The organism is Cyclobacterium sediminis (assembly GCF_054781075.1).
In genome coordinates this window covers 1-21070 of the sequence record NZ_BAAGVC010000006.1, presented here as the reverse complement: position 1 = coordinate 21070, position 21070 = coordinate 1, and the positions used below count along the sequence as shown (strand labels likewise).

12 protein-coding genes are annotated in these 21070 nt (G+C 37.9%); 7 read left to right on the top strand and 5 right to left on the bottom strand.

The genetic code is table 11. From position 1 onward, the window contains the following. Positions 1-175 precede the first annotated feature (175 nt). A complete protein-coding gene (locus tag ACYVHJ_RS08450) occupies positions 176-571 on the bottom strand; it encodes an endonuclease domain-containing protein (protein ID WP_460514053.1) in 396 nt (131 codons plus the stop codon). Between the two features lie 387 nt (positions 572-958). Between ACYVHJ_RS08450 and ACYVHJ_RS08445 the strand changes: the two genes are divergently transcribed. After that, positions 959-2860: an exo-alpha-sialidase gene (locus ACYVHJ_RS08445; RefSeq protein WP_460514051.1), complete on the top strand. Its 1902-nt coding sequence runs from the start codon at positions 959-961 to the stop codon at positions 2858-2860. Between the two features lie 605 nt (positions 2861-3465). On the opposite strand, the gene ACYVHJ_RS08440 is transcribed toward ACYVHJ_RS08445, so the two are convergent. Beyond that, positions 3466-5544: a helix-turn-helix domain-containing protein gene (locus ACYVHJ_RS08440; protein WP_460514049.1), complete on the bottom strand. Its 2079-nt coding sequence runs from the start codon at positions 5542-5544 to the stop codon at positions 3466-3468. Positions 5545-5761: 217 nt separating this feature from the next. Between ACYVHJ_RS08440 and ACYVHJ_RS08435 the strand changes: the two genes are divergently transcribed. The 4 genes from ACYVHJ_RS08435 to ACYVHJ_RS08420 all read left to right on the top strand — a co-directional run bounded on the left by ACYVHJ_RS08435 (position 5762) and on the right by ACYVHJ_RS08420 (position 10187). Further along, positions 5762-6346, top strand: coding sequence for an ankyrin repeat domain-containing protein (locus ACYVHJ_RS08435; protein WP_460514047.1), 585 nt, complete (start codon positions 5762-5764; stop codon positions 6344-6346). A gap of 10 nt (positions 6347-6356) precedes the next feature. After that, a complete protein-coding gene (locus ACYVHJ_RS08430) occupies positions 6357-7463 on the top strand; it encodes an acyltransferase family protein (protein ID WP_460514045.1) in 1107 nt (368 codons plus the stop codon). Further along, positions 7460-8506 carry a serine hydrolase domain-containing protein gene (locus ACYVHJ_RS08425; protein ID WP_460514043.1) on the top strand — a complete coding sequence of 349 codons (1047 nt, stop codon included), beginning with the start codon at positions 7460-7462 and terminating at the stop codon, positions 8504-8506. The genes ACYVHJ_RS08430 and ACYVHJ_RS08425 overlap by 4 nt, the downstream gene beginning before the upstream one ends. 1087 nt (positions 8507-9593) lie before the next feature. Next, positions 9594-10187: a hypothetical protein gene (locus ACYVHJ_RS08420; protein ID WP_460514041.1), complete on the top strand. Its 594-nt coding sequence runs from the start codon at positions 9594-9596 to the stop codon at positions 10185-10187. Between the two features lie 331 nt (positions 10188-10518). On the opposite strand, the gene ACYVHJ_RS08415 is transcribed toward ACYVHJ_RS08420, so the two are convergent. Beyond that, the gene (locus tag ACYVHJ_RS08415) at positions 10519-12630 is read right to left on the bottom strand and encodes an outer membrane protein assembly factor BamB family protein (RefSeq protein ID WP_460514039.1); all 2112 of its coding nucleotides are present in this window, start codon (positions 12628-12630) and stop codon (positions 10519-10521) included. Positions 12631-13132: 502 nt separating this feature from the next. Between ACYVHJ_RS08415 and ACYVHJ_RS08410 the strand changes: the two genes are divergently transcribed. Together ACYVHJ_RS08410 and ACYVHJ_RS08405 are read left to right on the top strand one after the other, a co-directional pair. After that, complete coding sequence (locus ACYVHJ_RS08410; protein WP_460514037.1) at positions 13133-15496, top strand: PDZ domain-containing protein; 2364 nt, start codon at positions 13133-13135, stop codon at positions 15494-15496. Positions 15497-16056: 560 nt separating this feature from the next. Further along, positions 16057-18048 (top strand): LruC domain-containing protein, encoded by a 1992-nt coding sequence (locus ACYVHJ_RS08405; RefSeq protein WP_460514035.1) that lies wholly within the window; start codon positions 16057-16059, stop codon positions 18046-18048. Between the two features lie 277 nt (positions 18049-18325). On the opposite strand, the gene ACYVHJ_RS08400 is transcribed toward ACYVHJ_RS08405, so the two are convergent. Both ACYVHJ_RS08400 and ACYVHJ_RS08395 read right to left on the bottom strand, forming a co-directional pair. Further along, the gene (locus ACYVHJ_RS08400) at positions 18326-19786 is read right to left on the bottom strand and encodes a SusC/RagA family TonB-linked outer membrane protein (RefSeq protein ID WP_460514103.1); all 1461 of its coding nucleotides are present in this window, start codon (positions 19784-19786) and stop codon (positions 18326-18328) included. A 939-nt stretch (positions 19787-20725) separates the two neighbouring features. Further along, on the bottom strand, positions 20726-21070 hold a 345-nt coding region (locus ACYVHJ_RS08395), incomplete at its 5' end, for a SusD/RagB family nutrient-binding outer membrane lipoprotein (RefSeq protein ID WP_460514032.1).

Here is a 21070-nt window from a genome sequence, read left to right as displayed (position 1 = left end):
AAGTGATGTTGCCATGTAATAGAACTATTAGACTGAGTTCGATTAGAGAAATTTGAACTAAAACTATTTTCCGATTATTAACCTTAAAATTCCTTCAGAAAATGTTTGGAACGGACTCTTTTTCCATTGACAACCCGGATTTAATATCGTCTGAATTCAGTCCTCTCTTTTTATCTCAAAAATTTGTCCTGGGAAAACCGTTTTCATCCTCCCATTCATTAATAAACCCGCCTATTTCCTGGAGAATTGAAGGCATGGATTTCTTGACATCTTTATCCAAAAACCTTAGAAAACATAAGCCCATTTTTTCCAAAACCAATTGCCTTTTAAGATCTTTAACAACCGATTCATCATGGAAGTGGCTATCTCCATCAATTTCGATGACCAATTGTAATCTCTTGCAGTAAAAATCGACAATATACTCTCCTAATGGCTTTTGCCTGTTAAATGCGTAACCTCGAAATTGACGCGCGCGTAGTTTTTGCCAAAGTAAAACCTCAGATAGCGTTGAATGAGGTCGTAATTCTCTTGAAAATTCTTTCAAATTCTTGTTGTAGGGAACAAATCGCATGGAAGAAGTTAAAAATTATGCATTAAATATCAACGTTTTCCTAAATAATTTTTTTCTTAAGGGTGGGCATTTTTTTGAGGGTTTCCATTATTCAATATACTGGTTTATTGATAGTTACGTAAAAAAAATTCCCCTTTTTTAAAGGGGGATTAGCTAAAAATGCATGATTAAAGCCGAATAGGCACCATTTAAACGGACTTAAAAAAATACTCGTCAATATTGTTAACGGTAAACCGCAGGTATCCAAATCCTCCTTCCAAATAGGATTTGTCTTTAATCCGTATGTTTTTATGCATTTTTTACCGCATTAATTTCGGCTTACATCTGTTTTTAGCTTAAAATATAAGATATTTATTGATGTATTTTATTTTCTTTGATATTAGACCCATGAGATTAAAATTTATTTTAAGGCCCATTCATTGTCTTCTATTTGGCGTACTATTTTGGACCTTTGCAGGCAAAACAGACCATGTTATCGCCCAATCGGGCGATTGGAGAAATATAGAAAATGGTCGTATAATACCTGACAAAAGCTATAGTGACCAACCCTATATCGTAAAAACCGATGACGGCGCCTGGTTGTGCGTGATGACCACCGGGTCCGGCCATGAAGGAGCCAGTGGACAACATATCATCAGCCAGAGAAGTTTTGACCAGGGCATTACATGGGAAGAAATGATAGCAATAGAACCTTCAGACGGCCCTGAGGCTTCTTATGCAGTGCTTTTAAAAGCCCCTTCAGGTCGGATATTTGTATTCTACAACCACAATACCGATAATCTAAGGGAAGTCAAAGGAGATGATCCTCCTTATAAAAATGGTGTTGTCAAGAGAGTGGACAGCCAGGGCTATTTCGTTTTCAAGTATTCTGATGATCATGGCAAATCCTGGTCAGAAGACAGGTATACCATTCCTGTGCGTGAATTTGAAATTGACCGGAATAACGTTTATCAGGGAGATATCCGCTTTTTCTGGAATGTTGGAAAAGCCTTTTATCATCAGGGAACTGCCTTTGTTCCTTTGATCAAGGTGGGAGGGTTTGGAAATGGTTTTTTCACCTCCAATGAAGGGGTATTGCTCAAGAGTGACAATCTCTTTGATTTAGCTGATCCAGCTAATGCCAATTGGAATACCCTGCCCGAGGGAGACATTGGCCTGAGAACCCCAGAAAATGGTGGCCCTATAGCTGCCGAACAAAGTTATTCGGTCCTAAGCGACGGTTCCTTCTTTGTGGTTTACCGCTCTTTGGATGGACACCCCGTGTACAGCTATAGCCGGGATCAGGGGAAAACCTGGGACAAACCTCAATACATGCCATTTGCAGATGGGCGCATGATGAAAAACCCCAGGGCAGCCAATTTTGCCTGGAAATGTGAAAATGGTAAATTCCTTTATTGGTTTCACAATCATGGAGGTAGGTTTATTAGGGAGCACCCTAATCCCGGCTCTATTGGCTACAATGACCGAAACCCGGTATGGATGGCTGGAGGGATTGAAGTAGATGGTAAAGATGGTAAAGAGATTCAATGGAGCCAACCAGAGATTTTAATCTATGATGATGACCCCTTGATCCGAATGAGTTATCCCGACCTGATTGAAGAAAATGGCAATTATTTTATTACCGAAACACAGAAGGACATTGCCCGTGTCCATCAGATTGACAATGCTTTTTTGGAACGACTTTGGGGACAGTTTAATGAACCTGTACGAGTAAGGGATGGTTTGCTGGTCAACTGGTCCGGTAAAGGTAAAAGTTTGCCGCAAAAACTTCCGGCCCCGAATGTACCCACCTTTCGTGTTAGGGATACCAATACTGCTGATTACAGAGGGAAAAACAACAATGTAGGCTTTACCATTGAACTGGGATTTTTGCTAAATGAAATAAAAGTAGGGCAGGTACTTGCCGATACTAGAGATGGCTCAGGCAAAGGATGGTGGATAAGTATTTCGGACAATAAAACTTTGGAATTTCAAATGAATGACGGCCAAACACGTGCAGTATGGAGCTCTGATCCCGGATTATTGATGCCAGGTAAGCAACATCAGATAAGTATCATTGTTGACGGAGGACCAAAAATCATTGCATTTGTCGTAGATGGGCGCTTCAATGATGGGGGGAAAGATCGACAATTTGGCTGGGGGAGGTTTAGTCCATATTTCAAATCGCCTGAAGGATCAAAGACTTTACTGCTAGGTTCAAGTATAAATGGAGAATTGAGTTATGTGAGGTTTTTTGATCGGGCTTTGATGGTTTCGGAGGCTTTGGCTAGTCAGAGGTGGATGGAGTGATTTGGTGATGGGGTGATCTAGTGATTTGGTGATTGGGTGATGGGGTGATCTAGTGATGGAGTGGGTGGTAGTTCTGTTGGGCTAGGGATTTCGTTAACTTAAGGGATAAAAATGAAGATTAGGGCGAAATCAATTTGATTTCGGGTTATTACTGCATACTATCATCTCAAAGGTGGCTGAGGGGAGCAGAAGCCAGCAAATCGAAAACTTCTTTCTGCAAATATTATAAGATTGGTGAAGTGCATCATTCGGGAAGGTTAAATACCAATACAGTACCTCCAGGGTGGGTATCATTTTTGAACCGATTACAGAGATGGCGATGCCTTGTTGTCGTTTATCGAATTTCTACTTGAGGTAGCGTGTTCTTACTAAGGCAAGTATTTAATTTCATGAATCTTCAGACCAGTTGAAAACCAATTAACAAAATACTAAACATTTATTTTTAAGTCATTTATAATCAAGGTTTTTGAATTATTCCACTTGGCCTGCATGGCCAAAAAAACGATCGGGATTTCTTAAACGATTTACTTGCTCAATTTGAGATTCATTTTACCCAATGAATAAAATTAGCACACTATAATAGGGCTGTAACTGCATTCAAATAGCTACTGTTCCAATATATCCCTTTCTACAAGAATTGTTTTCATGTCTTCATGTGCTTCCCAAAATTTTGATTGAATCTTCTGAGTCGTGCTTTTAAAATCAGGATGATCTTTCATTTTTAATAGAATAGGGTCTTCTAGTAAAAATAGCACAAACCAGTATTGATAATTTTCTTGTTCAGAAAAGGCTTTTAAATGTTTTATTCCTTTTTCGATGTCACCTACAGCTGCATAGTAGGAAGATAAAATCAAATCTTTATAAATGGATTGATCGTTTTTCGCAAAATCAAAATAACTTTGGTAATATGGCTTGGCTTCCTCTTCACGACCGAGTTGTTCCAATACAAAGGCTATTTTGATATCTTCACTTTGGTAAATGTCTAATTGTAAAGCAGACTTAATGGAAATAAGCTTTTCATAATAAAGCCAAGCTTCATTGTACGCTTTCAAAGTGTAGCAAACTTTCGCTACCTCCTGGATGACATCAATTTTGGTTGTGTCTTGCCCAAAGATTTTAATCAATGCAGCTTTGGTTTTTTTTAAGTCTTTATGCTGTCCCAACTTAATGTATTCATGGAGGTACTTTGAATAATGGTTTTGAGGATTTAAAGCCTTCGATTTCCTTATATATTTATCTGCTTCAGTTAAAAACCCCGATTGGGTAAGTGCATTACTTAAATGCAAATAGCTAATGCTTGCGGATACAGAATCTTTATCAGAAACGGCTACTTCTATGCCTTGCAATGCATGCAATAGATATTTCTCTGTATTTGGAAGCATGTAAGCATAGATATCCGACAGGAAATTATGAATCCATGCGATATTGGGATAGTAGTCCAATACTTCTTCAAAAGATTTCACAGCCTGGTCATAATCTTGAATTTGCATAAAATACAGCGATCTGGCAATTAAGCTCTCGCCAATATCCGGATCCAAGAGCATCGCTTTGTCAGCGTAGTTCTTAAGTTCTTCAGTAAATTGTTTTTTGGCTTGAAAAACGTCCAGATAGTAATAACATATGGCGACATAGGCATAAGCATTGGCAAATTGACTATCTTCTTGAATCGCTTTCTTAAACTGACTGACTCCTTCTTCCAGACCAATTCCGGATTCATCATTTATTAAAGTCAGCCCTTTCAAATAATAGTCATAGGCTACCAAATTGTTGGTCGGGATTTTTTCTATTCGCTCTTGCTCTTTTGGTGTAATCACTGCATCGATTTCTGAAGCAATACTTTTGGCAACGTCAGCTTGCAATTCAAATACATCTTTTAATTCTCGCTTATAACGCTTTGACCACAGGTGTTTATCGCTAGGTCCTTCAATTAATTGAATGGTTAGTACGATTTCATTACCAATTTTTTGGCCACTTCCTTCCACAAAATAATTGACATTTAGCTCCTTAGATAGCTCGGGTATTGACTTTAAGTTGTTGCGGTATTTTTCAGAAGTGGTTCGGCTTGTCACTTTCAGGTCTTCTATTTTCTGAAAATTATCCAGAATAGCTTCCATGAGTCCATTCATGAAATAGACATTGCTGCTATCGCCACTGTCATTAATAAAAGGCAATACAGCCACCGATTTTCTTAGTCTCTCCGCTGTTTTGTAGTCTTTTTTATATAAAATCAAAAAGACTGCGGTTGTGATAGTTAATGCTACGACTATACCAATCAGTATATGTTTTTTTGACCATGCCTTTTTATCAGCTATTGAGCTAATCTCTTCAGATGGGTCATTTCCTATTCTAATCTTTGATAAATCTCCCGGGGTGTGCCCATACAATTCTCGGAAGCATTTGGTGAAATAGGAGGTACTGCCGAATCCTACTTTAAATGATATTTCAGAAACGGTGAGTTCATTCTCTTTCAATAATTGATAGGCATTTTGTAAGCGTACATTTCTGATCAATATGCTTACGGATTCCCCTGTTTCCTGTTTTACTTTTCGAAGCAAGTTGGACCTGCTCATGAATACTGCTTTTGCTAATTCCGTTACGCCAAAGTGCTCATCGTCCAAGTTATCTTGAATAATGGCTACAATTTTTTGTAAAAACGGGCTTTTGTTGTTCAGGTAGTCTATCATTTTGATGCATTGAAGATACGAAATAATCGGAAATTAAAATACCATTTACAAAGCTCCTTTTGGGGCTTATGCATCATAGTTTATAGTCATTCGTCATAGTTGCTAGCCTAAATGCATGGCTTATATTTAATGAAGCATGCCTATTAAGTCGTGCTCCTATTTCTTTCTGACCTTTGTTTCAATCAAAAAATTATTAACAATCAAAAAACTTAAGATCATGAAAACCATTCATTTAAAAACGACAAATGTTATAAGTACGCTAGTATTGATAGGTACATTATTATCCATTGTAGGATGTCAGGAAGCAAAAGAATCCAACTCAACAGCTGAAAGGGTAGAAGCTCCTGGCATACCTATTCAGGAAGCCGCATTTTTCGGAAATGTAAGCGCCATCAAAGAACATGTCGCAGCCAAAACAAATCTCAATGAAAAAGATGATTATGGTTCAACACCCTTACACATTGCCGCTACTTTTGGAAAAACACAGGCGGCCGAGTTGCTAATCAAGAGTGGGGCAGATATAAACGCAAAAAGTTCGGATGGCTCCACCCCTTTACATACAGCTGCATTTTATGGCAGAGTGGAAATTGTAAGGGCCCTGCTGGAGAAAAAGGCAGATATAGCAGTTAAAAATTCCTATGATGCTACTGCACTGGAATCAGTTTCAGCTCCTTTTGAAGCTGTAGTGCCGATATATGATGAAATAAGTAAGAACCTTGGTCCTCTGGGGCTAAAATTAGACTATGATCAATTGAAAAAAGACCGAAAAGTGATTGCTGACTTGATAAATAACCACCAATAATCTTTACACCATGATAAATAATAGAAGATATGATATCGATTGGTTGAGGGTAATTGCCATAGGTTTATTACTTATATACCATATAGCAATTGGCTTTCAGCCATGGGGGGTGTTCATTGGGTTTATCCAGAATAATGAAGCGCTGGAATGGATATGGACACCCATGTCTATGCTAAACGTCTGGCGTATTCCCTTGCTGTTTTTCGTTTCCGGAATGGGAGTCTATTTCGCCATTCAGCGACGTTCATGGAAAGAACTTTTGTTGGAAAGAACTAAGCGAATTTTACTTCCATTTATTTTCGGCATGTTAGTGATAGTGCCCTTACATGTTTGGCTGTGGCAATACTATTACAATCAAGATTTAACCTTTATGGTAAATCCGGCACACCTATGGTTTTTAGGTAATATTTTTATTTATGTGTTGATTTTTACGCCGCTGTTCTTTTACCTAAAACACAAACAAGAGGGTAGGCTATATTCAGTCTTGAATAAGTTCATGGCAAGTCCATTTGCTCTCTTAGTGCTTATGATTCCTTTTATAGCAGAAGCAAAATTGGTTCAACCTGAAAACTACGAACTGTATGCAATGACCCCACATGGGTTTTGGCTAGGAATGATAGCCTTTCTCACAGGCTTCCTTTGTGTGTATGCAGGAATACCTTTTTGGGAAAATGTAACAAAATTTAGATGGGCTTTATTGCTGTTTGCACTTACCCTATATCTTTTGCGTTTGCTGCAAATTACGACTGGTTTATCTCTATATTTAATTCCCATAGAGTCTAATTTTTGGATATATACGGTATTTGGATTTGGACATAAATATTTAAATCGGCCTAGCAAAATACTATCCTATTTAAGTATTGCAGCTTACCCAATTTACATTTTACATATGTTCTTCCTTTATCTGGCCTCTTTGTTTGTATTTCCTATGGGCATTCCTCCTTTAGCGAAATTGGCTGTAGTTGTCTTACTCACCTTTGCAGGCTGTTTGATAAGTTATGAGTTTTTGATCAGGAGGATCAATTGGATAAGACCACTTTTTGGCTTGAAAGAAAAGTCCAGCTTTCGTGAAAATTCAATTGCTGTAGAAAAAGAATTAAAATTAGGTAAGTTATGAACTATCCAGCCCTAAGATCGTTAGCCCATCTCCTTTTAAGCGTCACGCTAGCAGCTGCTTTTCTAAGCGGCTGTATAACGGAACTGTTTTACATACCGGGATCTATTGAGGAGGAAATGCAAAAAGCCGTTGAAGGCAAGTTTGACGGCATGATAGTATATGTGAATCAATCGGGAAAATCTTCATTTTATAGTGCCGGATTCAATAATAGAGAAAAGCAAATACCAGCTGATCCACATGATTTGTTCAAAATAGCCAGTATCAGCAAACTATATATGGCTGCAGCTACCACCAAACTGGTCGCTGCAGGAGAATTAGATCTCGAACAAACATTGGTTGAACTCATTCCCGAAGTAGGCAACCGCATAGCCTACGCAGATCAAATTACGCTAAGGATGATGCTTTCACACCGTAGCGGAATTCCGGAATTCATATACGAAGCGGAATACGAAAGTGGTACTACTGAAAGTTATATGGCCACAGCCGAACTGATATATAATAAAGCGGCGGATTTTAAACCCAATAAAAAATATGCTTACTCCAATACCAATTACCTGTTGCTTGGAGAAATTCTTGACAGAACGCTCGGTTATTCTCACCACGAATTCATTCGGAATAAGCTTCTAATTCCGCTCGGACTTGATGAGACCTATAGCCTCTACAGCGAGGTAGACTCCAACAAGGTAATGAGCGGTTACCTGATGGACTGGGAACCTGACCTTAAATCATGGGATCATACCAGACCGGGAGGCTCTATGATTGCAACAGCTGAAGACGTTGGGACATTCCTTAGGGCATTAATTGATGGCAGCTTATTCAACGATAAGGAACAGGCTATTTATTCATCTGTATATGCATATGAACATACAGGTTGGCTCCCGGGATACACCAGTATTGCTCGTTACCACAGTGATATTGATGCGGTAGTTGTTCAATTCGTAAATACAAGCGGCAAAGAAAATTTTTGGTTGAAATTAGAAAGAGTCTACAACAGAATTGTAAGCGTTGTGGAAAGGAATCAATTAAACATTAATAGCGATTAAACAATACCTAATCATAACGTCAGGTGAGTTATCTGAAGCCAGAATGGGAACCCTTTTAGTGGGTTTTCTGAGGAGGGAAAGGGAATGGCAGTCTCAACTTGTTCTGGATACTTACAGCTTTCTCCACTAAAAGTCCTCCCTAAGCCTACCGATGACAGGTTTTTATAAAACTGAATTAGGTTAAAGTCATATGATAAATTAATTACCGCCTTGTAGATTTTCGGCGTTTAGAAATTTAAGTAGGGGTTGGCAAGGACACAGGCATATTTGACGTAGATATGAGCATTAAGTACCGGAAAGGCAAGCTAAATAGCTCAAACCTGAAATGCCAAAGTTTGCCTGTGTGAGGGTAGCCTTAAATTTTAGCCGAAAAGATACTCAGCGGCGGGGTTTTTTGGTTACTTTTTTGACCTGTAGCAAAAAAGTAACAATAGTCAAGGTAAATGATATTGTATCGAAAAAGGGAATTGTAAAATCATGAATCAACCAACAATGCCAAATGGGACACAAATGGAAAAGCATATGGTTAACTTTGCTTAATCAGGCTGCATTTAACTTACAATTAAACGTTCATTTCTTTTCCATTGATGAAAAGAAACGAACCAAAGAAAAATCTAGCCAAAAGAAATCTTCAATTACAAGGCCCAACGCCGCCTCGTAGTTTTGGCATGGCCACCGCGCCCCAATGTTTACAATTCTGTTAAAAATTACTATCTCGTCACTACTCTATTTGTGGGTCTCTGTTGGGGAAGGGTGCGGCAGTTCAATATTTATTGAGATTCCTTCGAACTCCTCTACGAAAAGCCTCGGTAAAGTCTACCAATGACGTGTTTATTTAAGTAATTGATGTCCAGTAATTTGAAAACAAACATCGTCATTTCGATTTCTGTATTTCGAAAATGTTAGGTCTCGGAATGACGATTTTCTCAAGATTATGGGTCGAATTCAGGTTATAAATAAATCTTAGTTTTTGAAGTAGTTTAAATTAGTAAGTTCAAACCATTAATTGTCATAACTGCAGTGTAAATGTCCGGAACAGCTAAAAAATCCATTAAAGATAAGTTAGTACATCTAAAATAGATTTAATATGAAAAGTCAAACGATAATATTTTTTGCGCTAGTAATGCTTTGTGCTTGCTACAGCCCAAGGAAATCGGGTATCACCCAACAACCAATTTTAGCTGATTATCAAGTTGGCGAAAAATGGGTTTGGAAATACAAAGGGGTATCATCTGAAGGAGAAATACGCTCAGAAGGAGAAGATACCAGAGAAATAGTCAGTATTGATGGAGTTTTAGGCATGACCATAGGAAATGATACCATTCCTGTTTTTGACATTGTAAAGCCGGAAGAAAGCACTACACCCAGGTACCACTGGCCTCTGGAAGTGGGTAAACAATGGAAATATGAAAGCAATTGGACAAGTCAAGATGGAACAACAGGTAAACAAAGTCTAGAAGCTGAGATATTATCTTACCGGGAAGAAAGGGTAGAAGCTGGAAATTTCATGGCCTACACTATTAAATACACAGGTAGAACCACGAATTCCAGAGGATATAATGCAAATGATGAAGAGGTTTGGTTGTATGCACCTGCAATTAAAAATTTCATTAAACTTACTCAAACTCAAGATAATTTTAAATATATAGAGGAATTAATCGACTATTCAAAACCTAAGTAAACCTCTAAAAAGAAGTGGACTTTGCTGATCTATTTATTATTTGAGTCATCTATTAAAAATACAAATGTCAAGTTGTAAAGCCTTTAAACACGGAATTTATGCAATTTATAGCACCAAAAGCTGTCAAAAACCAAGTTTCAGGACCATTTTCCTAGCCTCATTAAACTGATCCAATAGGTTCATAATATAACCCTCTGCCACTCTCTAGGTTAAGCCCAATTTATAAATAGGACCGAACCAATTGAATGTTGTGAAACTTTTTTAGGTTTTATTCCATGTGCTAAGTAGGTCAGCCTTAGCTGCTTTCCCTATATATGCCATCAAAATTACGTCAATCAGGAAGACTAAATACAAACACAGAACCTCCTGGGTGGGGTTTTAGTTTTGAACCGCCTACAGAGATGGCAAGGTATTGCTTGCCGTTTACGGCGTATACACTTGGGGTAGCATGACCTTCAGCAGGCAACTGATACTCCCAGAGTACTTGTCCGTTGTCTTTGTCAAAAGCCCGAATTTTGGAATCAGCGGTAGCTGCAATAAACAGCAGTCCTCCGGCTGTTACGACCGGTCCCCCGTAATTTTCTGTGCCGGTAATCGGGATTCCACGTTTCGTCAGCTCTTCATATTCTCCCAGCGGCACCTTCCATTTGATGGTGCCGGTATTAAGATCAACTGCATTTAGTGTTCCCCAGGGCGGTTTTATGGCAGGATAGCCTTCATCATCCTGCCAGCGTTGGAAACCTCGGAAGACATAAGGTGGCGCATTGTCACCTCGCTCGTTCTTAGTATTAACAGCCGGTTCTTCATTAAAGAGAAATTTAATGATGGCTTCTCGACGAGCTTCTGAGACCTGGTCAAAGGCTGGCATTCGGCCTCCTCCCTTTTTCATTATCTGCATCACCACATCCTTGTTTAGTCGGCTGGAAATATTTTCAAGTGATGGAAAGCCGCCGGCAGGATTTCCTTTACGATCTGTCCCGTGACAGGAGGCACAATTGATCAAGTATTGTTTTTCACCAAAAGGCAATGTACTGCCATCAGACTTTTTTGTTGGTACCAGTTGATAAAACCAGGGGATCTCATTTACATTCACATACAATATTCCTTCGGGATCTGCTGCAGCGCCTCCCCATTCCATGCCTCCATCAAATCCGGGAAACATGATCCTTTGGTCTGTACTGGGGGGAGGGTAGGCACCATAATTTCCAGATTGACTGAATACCTCTTTGCTCATTTGCTTCGCTCTGGAAGAAATAGTCGAAAAGTCATCTTCAGTATATTTTTGACGCATCAATGGTGGTGGGGCGGTTGGAAAAGGTTGGGTGGGCCAGGTTTGAATTTCATCAACTTTGGAAACTGCTTGTTGGCGTTCTTCGATCGGCCACAATGGTTCTCCTGTCACCCTATTATACACAAACAGCAGGCCCATTTTAGTACCTACTGCTACTATATCAACATTTTCTCCTTTATGATTTACCGTTAATAAAGTAGGAGGTTGAGGGATATCCAAATCCCAAAGATCGTGATGCACGAGTTGGTGGTGCCAAAGTCGGTTTCCTGTATTCGCATCGAGCGCAATAAGCGAATTGGCAAATAAGTTTTCTCCGTAGCGGTTGCCTCCAAAAAAATCGGGGCCTGCCGTTTCGGTGGTTAAATAGACAATTCCTCGCGCTATATCAATTGCTTGGCCCGACCAGTCAGATGCTCCACCTGTTTTTTCCAAATAGTTTTCAGGCCAGGTTTCTGATCCAAATTCACCGGGTCGGGGCAAGGTATGAAAAATCCACTTTCGCTTTCCGGTACGGATGTCCAAAGCACGCACAGCTCCAGGTACATCTTCCCCAACATTAGCACCAATGATAAGCATGTCCTTATATATCTGCCCAGGCGTATTAAGTGATACATTTGGTTTACCCTCAACGTCCATTCCTTCACCAAGGTGGATCGACCCATTTTCTCCGAAAGAAGTGATAAGTCCTCCATCTTTTGCATTCAAGGCATAAAGCCGATTTCCTTTCGAAGTAAGAATGCGACCATCTTCGCCATCATTCCAGTACATCAAGCCCCGTTGATCCCCATCTGCAAGGGATTCATGAATCTCGGAAGGATCAAATCTCCACTGTTCTTTCCCTGTAGCGCCATCCAGAGCAACAACTCTACTGTGTGGAGTAGCTGTGTATAGCCAACCATCTACAATAAGGTTATTTGTTTGGTAATTGGCGCTGTCACCTGTCTGATAAGTCCATGCCAATTCCAATTGAGCCACATTTTCTTTATTTATTTGATCCAGCTTGGAGTATTGATTGCTGCTAGGGTGACCAAGATAAGTTGCCCAGTCATCCCCGGCACCATCCTCTTGGCTTTGTGTGCAGGCACTTAGATTTATAAACAGGTAAAAAATGACGATGAGTTTGTGTTTTGAAAAATAGTGATCTATGTCCATATTCTAGCGGATTTTAATTTTGTGGATGGGGCATTATCGATGCAAAATATGAAAAATATTGATCATGTCTATAGATTATGTCACCTTTCAAATTAAAGAACAATACAAAATTGGGAGATGAGCAATTGTTTGATCTAGTGATTGGGTGATCTGATGATTTTGTGATCGGGTGAACCATTGTTAGGATGATTGGGGTAGGAAATTTGTTAACTTATGATTTGAATTAAGGATGTGGTTTGACTATTTGCTACTTCATTTCTTTGCATAGGCGACTAAACGGAACCGAAGTCAGCAAATTGAAAACTTATTTCGAAAATATTTTAAGATTTATCATTTGGGACAATCCGGTAGAGCTTATTCCAATATAGTACTTCAGACTGTGTTTTTTACCCCATAGATGCCAACCTACTTTCCTGTTCTTTGAATTTTTAAATCTGATTTAACAAATAAAGGATAGTATCACTTATATTTATTTTTTTGTTATAAAGAGACCTGACCCAAGATGAAATTAATTAGATCCAGACTGTTTTTAATGCTTGTTATATTTTCCTTATTAAGTTGTGGAGAGAGTAATCATACGATTTATGTAAGTCCAAATGGCATCAACACGCAGGAAGGTACCGAGGAATTCCCTCTGCAGACCCTTGACAGAGCTTTAGAAATGGCAATGGAAATTAGAGCGGATAAAAAAGGAAAAATAAGCATTTACTTGAAAGAAGGTGAGTACCATTTATCCGCCCCTTTGGTTATTCCAAATGTCTTAAGTGATTTAGCAATTATTGGTGAAGGGACAGAAAAAGTTAGCGTAAAAGGGTCAAAAGTGCTTCAAACGAATTGGAAGGCTTTTGATAAGCATATTTTCTTTACTGAGCTTAGTGAAGCTATTGATTTTAACCAATTATTTATCAATGGCCAAAAGCAAATTCTTGCAAGGTATCCCAATTATAATGAAAATGGTGGCGCTTGGCAGGGCCATGCTGCAGATGCCATCTCCACGAAAAGGGTTGGCACATGGACAAATCCTGTAGGAGGATTTGTCCATGCCATGCACCGTGGTAGGTGGGGAGGTTTTCATTATTTGATTACCGGAGTTGATACAGAAGGTGAACTGATTCTTAGCGGTGGACACCAAAATAATCGACCTTCAAGTATGCACCCGGAACTCAGAATGGTAGAAAATATATTTGAGGAGCTAGATAGTGAAGGGGAATGGTATTTTGATAAGCAAACAAACAGGCTATACTTATGGGTGGAAGAAGGAACGGATTTATCCAATTCAATCACGGAAGTTTCATTGCTCAAACACCTGATAGAAATTACCGGAAATAGTGAAGAACCGGTTAATAATGTCAAAATTGAAGGCATTCGCTTTACCCATACCAAAACTACCTTTATGGAAGATTATGATAAGTTGCTGCGAAGTGACTGGACAATTTATAGAGGCGGGGCCATTTTATTAAACGGAACTAATTCCGTATCAATTCTGGATTGTGAATTTACCAATTTAGGTGGGAATGTGATTTTTGTAAATGGTTACAACCGTAATACAGAAATTGTGGGCAATCACATTTATGATTGTGGCGCAACGGCCATTGCTTTTGTTGGTGATCCTACAGCTGTTCGTTCAGGAGCTTTTCAATATGAGGAGTTTGTTCCAATAGAAGACATGGATACTATTCCCGGTCCGGCCAATGAACTGTACCCTGCAACAGCCAAAGTTGCAAACAATTTAATCTATAGAATAGGACGTGTTGAAAAGCAAGTGGCAGGGGTTCAGTTGTCTATGGCGATGAATATTCACATTCAAAACAATAGTATTTATGAGGTACCAAGAGCAGGAATTAATGTAAGTGAAGGAACTTGGGGTGGCCACTTGATTGAAAATAATGATGTGTTCAATACAGTATTGGAAACCGGGGATCATGGGGCTTTCAACTCATGGGGCAGGGACCGATTCTGGCATCCCCAAAGAAAGGTAATGGATAGTCTTGTAAGTGAAAATCCCCAAATGCCCTATTGGGATGCCATTCACACTACCATAATTAGAAACAACCGTTTTCGCTGTGACCATGGCTGGGACATTGATTTGGATGATGGCTCTTCCAATTACCATATTTACAATAATTTGTGCTTAAATGGTGGGATTAAATTACGAGAAGGGTTTGATAGACGGGTGGAAAACAATATCATGGTAAACAATGGTTTTCATCCTCATGTTTGGTTTGAAAATAGTAAGGATATTTATAAAAAGAATATTTCCATGACCAAACATTTCCCAATTCGTCTTGAAGGATGGGGGGATGAAGTAGATTATAACCTGTTTCCTGATTCAATATCCTTGGCTTTAGCTAAAGAAAATGGAACAGATTCCCATAGTACCTATGGAAATCCACAATTTATTTCGCCTGAATCAGGTGATTTTAGGGTTATAAAAAACTCACCGGCACTTCCCTTAGGCTTTGAAAATTTTCCAATGGATAATTTTGGAGTTCAAAAGTCAAATTTAAAAGCAATAGCTAAACAGCCCAATATTCCTGAATTGAATGCTTTATATGCCCAAAATGACACTATTAATTCAAAAATTTGGTTGGGGGCTAAACTAAAGAATGTTGAAACCCTTGCCGAACAATCTGCCTCAGGTTTACATAATTTGGCTGGAGTTATTGTTTTAAGTGTGGCCAATGAAAGTAAATTGGCAATGGCAGGCATAGAAGAGTCAGATGTAATTGTGGAAGTAGGTGGTGAAGAAATAAAAGATATCGCAAGTTTTCTCATAAAATATCAGGAAAACTTATGGCGTGGTTATTTAAATTTAACCATTGTACGGAATCAGAAAAAGAAGAATATTAAGGTAGACTTACAATGATTTTTTCACTTTCAAATAGCTTCCTTATTGGATCTCACACAGTGCGATTACTAAGGTTATTCTTCTAAGAATCTTGTAATAAAAGGTGAAAATAACCAGAAAGTTTGAGTTCTGTGAAATTTTAAAATTATTATTGTAAAAACGGAAACTTCTTTTTTGCGTTTTGGATATTATTTTTTGCTTTTTAAACAATTTGCTCAAATAAAGTGTTAAAAATCAGCAGTGTTTATATTTTATATATAGCAAATTTGTTAATTTTGCGTAGTCATAAGGTGAAGATTTTCCTAAAAGAATAAGGATTTCATTGAAATTTCAGGTCACATTTGAATGGTAAAATAAATAGGTAAATGGTTTTTTAAAGTGATAAAATCCTACAGGTACTGTTTTTTAAACAGGTAAATCGATTAATTTTTTTCTCAATTAAAGGAAATTGTTTTTCGTATATCTTATTTGAAATTAATGTTGAATTATACTACCTGATATATAATGAACAATTAATAAAAATACAGAATTTTAGATTTATATTTTTTATATTATTTATTTATAACGGCCCTAATATTATGGAAAAAAGTAAAATATATTTATTTGCAATATCGATTGTATTGCTATTGAATGGATGTAATCTATTCTCGCCCGAAGATAAGGTAGATACAGATAACGACGCCTTATCTTTATCCATTCCATCAGGATTTGATTTCAGTACATACCATGATGTTACTATCAATATAGAAGATGATGGCAATTATGCGAAATATGAAATTTTTGCCTATACAGAGGATTTATACGATGCCGGAACTGAAACCTACGAAGATGAATTTGGTGAAACAGTGACAGAAACGGTCTATAAATCTGATGTGATGGATAAATTGATTTTTAGCGGTGTTCCCAAAGAAGGAGTGTTGATCCAAACCATCAATTTACCCAAGTTTTATGATAAAGTCTACATTCGTAGAAATGAAAACTTAGCCTTTACATCCTCCATTGAAGAGATCATAGACCAAAGGGTTGACTTCAAATATTCTAATGCCGGTTCCAATGAGAGAACATTAGTAGAAGGTGATGTTACAGATTATTTATATTGTGTAAATGGGAGTGGACAGCTGTTTCAAGTTGATCCTTTGACAGGTAAATTAACAGACCTTTCAAATATGCCCATGGGTAGTTATACCTGTGCGATCGACCAAGAAAATAAAGTTCTTTATTCTATTGGTAAATCCAAACCCTATCCATTAATGAAATACTCCATTGTGGATAATAGTTGGGAAACGGTGGCTAACCTTGGAATGGGAGGCCCTAGGTTGGATTTTAATGATGAGGATGGCTTGTTGTATTTCTCTGATAACAAAGCAAAGCTATTTATTTTTGACCCTGCCACCGGAGAAAATTTAGATAATAAAAATATTTTAGGATTGCACAACACCACAGGAGGTGATTTGGCTTTTGCAGAGGATGGTACACTTTTTATTTGTACATTTTCCGGTTTATATGAGTTGGAATTAAACGATGACGGGGATTATGAAAGTACTAGAATCAGTGCGGATAATCTACCATTTACCCCTACATCAATGACTTTTGATTCCAACAAAGAATTATGGTTGGCTGAAGCCTCATCCAGTGCAGACCTAATCATTATGGATACTGAAACAGGTGGTTGGGAATATCGATATGGAGCAAGGGCCAATAACGGTACCGATTATGGAAGAAAGTTAAATGACCTGACCACATTTAGGGTATATTCCGATGTAGTTGATGAAACGGATTCTGATGGTGACGGTATTAAAGATTCTGATGATGCCTATCCGGATGATGCAGATGCAGCCTTCGAGTCCTTTACTCCAAGTAAGTATGGAAAAGGAACCATAGCTTTTGAAGATTTATGGCCTTCTTCCGGTGATTACGATTTTAATGATGCTGCATTAAGTTATCAAGCCATTGCTATTTTGAATTCAGACAATTTAGCTGTTAGATTGGAATTTATTTGTAATATTAAAGCCAACGGGGCAGGGTATACCAATGGAATCGGCTTTGAAATAGAAGGTTTGGATCCCTCTAAAATTGCAAGTGTAACAGGAACATCTCTTAATCAAGGCTATATTACCACCAATGATAATGGAACAGAGGCAGACCAAGAGAATGCCGTAATTATTTTAGCTGATGATGTTGATAATATATTAAACGAAACTACTATTACAGTTAGTTTTAATGAGCCGATTAGTACCTCCGAGTTGGGTGTAGCTCCTTTCAACCCCTTTATTATTATCAACAAGGAGCGAGAAAAAGAAGTACACTTACCATATAGAAGCATAACCAGTTTAGGAAATCAAAGCTATGTTTTTACCGGTGATAACAAAGACATTGATGGAAATTTCATATCTGAAAACGGATATCCCTGGGCAATTAGTATTATTCATGATTTTAAAGTGCCAAAAGAGAAGGTAGATATTACTTCTGCCTATAATTTCTTTGGTGCTTGGGCTGAATCAGGAGGTGCTGTTTATGAAGATTGGTACAAAGATAATCCCGGTAATAGAAATGAAGATTTGATTGAATAAGTCTGGATTAAATAAATAGCCTTTGATCAATGGGGATTGCCCCAAAGGGTGTTAGAATTATAAATGGTTCCTCACATTTGAGAAAGCTTATTTAATGTTTTGTCGATAATAAAATAACAAAATACAATATCACCGTAAAACACCCCGGGAGGAATTCTTTTCGGGGTGTTTTTATTTGATTTCAAAACGTTCTGTTCAATAAATATGTGAATAAAAAAGGGTTTACCGAAAGCTATTTCGGTAAACCCTATATCATTGTTAGTGGAAAAATAGAATTTTAATAAGGTATATTGGTCCCTTGGAGTAACCACATTTTTGAGCGGCTATCATCATTTGAAGGCACCTGAACAAATTCAGATTTCTGCNCTTTCCAGCGGGTTTGCACAATACCCTCTTGGTTGGGCATCCACCATGTTTCCGGATTGCTATATAGAGACATGTCAACCTGTGGTCCAACAGTTAAAATGGCTCTTGTAGGCGTAAGAAAACCATCATTGGTATTTGGCCTATTTCCTGAACTTGACTCATTCAAAGAGGTCATTACTGTCACCTCTAAGTCATCAGTCAGGTTCATGGTACCATTGATACTGATGTTGTTCTTTTTCAAATCTACATTTGGCATAATACCTTTATTAAGGTAGTTACCCAAAGAAACACGGAAATTGGCCTTCTCGTAGTTTCCGCTAACACCCACATTGTTTACCTGTGTCCAGCCGTTTTGATAAAAATTCTGCTGACGGTTTATATTGTTTTGATGAGAAACCAATTCAGCCGGGCTATCCTGATTTCTTTGTTGGGCAATAAAACCATTGTCTAGCTTAGGTCCCCAAAATTCATAAGCATCGTTTTCAAATACAAATGCACCTTCTTGACCTGAAGCATATTCATTTTGAACAGGAAGATAGGCATATGGAGTATCCATAATAAAGGAAGAATTAAAATCTACTCCTAGACCTTTTTTCTCGCCACCACCTGATTTGGTGGTAATCAATACTACGCCATTGGCTGCACGGGATCCATAAAGAGCCGCAGCACTCGGTCCTTTTAATACGGACATTGATTCTATATCCTCCGGGTTAATGTCTGAAATAGCATTGCCAAGGTCAGCCTGGTTAAATAAGTTGTCCGTGGTATTGTAAACGGGCACACCATCAATGACGAATAATGGTTGATTGTCTGAGTTTAAAGAGGATGCACCTCTAATCACCATATTCATAGAAGAACCTTTAACCCCGTAAGTTTGAGAAATCTGTACACCGGCAATTTTTCCTTGCATGGAGCTAAGTACACTAGCCTGTGGCGTTTTATTCAATTCCTCCCCATCCACTGTTCCAACGGAATACCCCAAGGATTCTTTTTCACGAGAAATACCCAAGGCTGTGATGACTACTTCATTCAGGCCAACAAGGTCTTCTTCCAAAGTAACATTAATTATAGATCTAGACCCTATGGTCACTTCTTGGGTCTGGTAGCCTATATAAGAAAACTGTAATACTTCAGAATTCGATGGGACATTAATGGAAAAGTCTCCATCGAGCTTGGTTACGGTACCGTTAGTAGTCCCTTTGGCTAAAACTGCCACTCCAACTAGTGGAAAACCTTCCGAATCTGTTACCACTCCGGTAATTGTATTACCTTGAGATTGACCAATGCCTGTATTTTGGGAATATGTAATTGTACTAAAGAGCGTTGCAGTACTTAAGACTAACAAAAACAGACCTAACTGCAAAATCTGCATTGTTTTACGTGGGAGATTCACAAAATCTCCTTTAAATAAATTTTCTTTCATTTTTTTTCGATTTTAAATAAGATTTAATTGAACCGAGCTTGTTTTTAGTAATTCTCGGTTGCCATTACTTTTTGATCGTTTGTTTTAGTTTATTTCATAGGCATTGGGTATGGGGTTAAAATTGATTAAGTAATATTTTACTAATAATATTAAATAGGGGTTGATTCTTTGAATTATAGTCCAGGTTATTCTTCACTTCTTCTTTCTATTAGCGGGCATTATTGGGTGATAATGTAGGCTAAAACAAGATAAGTGGTAACAGTAGTTTAGTTAACAAATAAGTAGAAAATATTTTCTTAGTAGGGCAATTCAAAATAGTATTGCCTAACCACCCGGCATCTCAATAATTATTGGATGTCAGGTGGATATAGTAATTTTGTAGGTTGATTGCCTACCTAAAAATAGTTGGTTTATTGTCTGTAAATCTGGTTCATGCTCAAGCTATGGGCACAAAACAGTTTTAAATATTATGCAAATTTAAACAAAATACAAATGTAGGACATATTAAATGATGAAATTCGAAATATTTTATTATTTGGCCTTAGCTAAGCAGGGGATTAGAATAATCCAATTTACAATGCAATTAGGGTAGTTGAAGTAAATCATATTTATATTAAATGAAGGAGCAATTGGAGAAGATTTTGATGTAATAACCAGAACCAAAAGGACAAATATTATCTGCTAAGCATAGATTAAAGGCATTGAAATCGGTTAATTGAGGGTGGGTAAGGGGCAAATATTACTTAATAATGCAATAATTATGTTCCTTCATCCTTGCAAGAATTGATTTTTCAACCTGGCCAAATAAAAGAAGGTTTACCGAAATTGCTTTCAGTAAACCTTCAGAAAAGAATTAATACTTATAAAACGGCTTCCTATTTTATTATTTTAATAAGGTATATTGGTCCCTTGGAGTAACCACATTTTTGAGCGGCTATCATCATTTGAAGGCACCTGTACAAATTCAGATTTCTCTAATCTCTCCACAGCCTCATTGTATTTTTCAACATTTTGTGGATCCGGAGGAGTAGGTGTATCATAGTGATACCTGATAGGAATGGCAGGTTGAGCTGCATCTACCGGAGGTACAAAATCCGGATAACCTGTTCTTCGCCAATCAAACCAAGGCTCTGCTCTAAAGAACATGGAAATGTATTTTTGCGTCATAATGCGCTCATGTTTATTGGTGGCCTGACTCAAGTCAATTTCATCCTGACTGTAAAATGCTTCAAA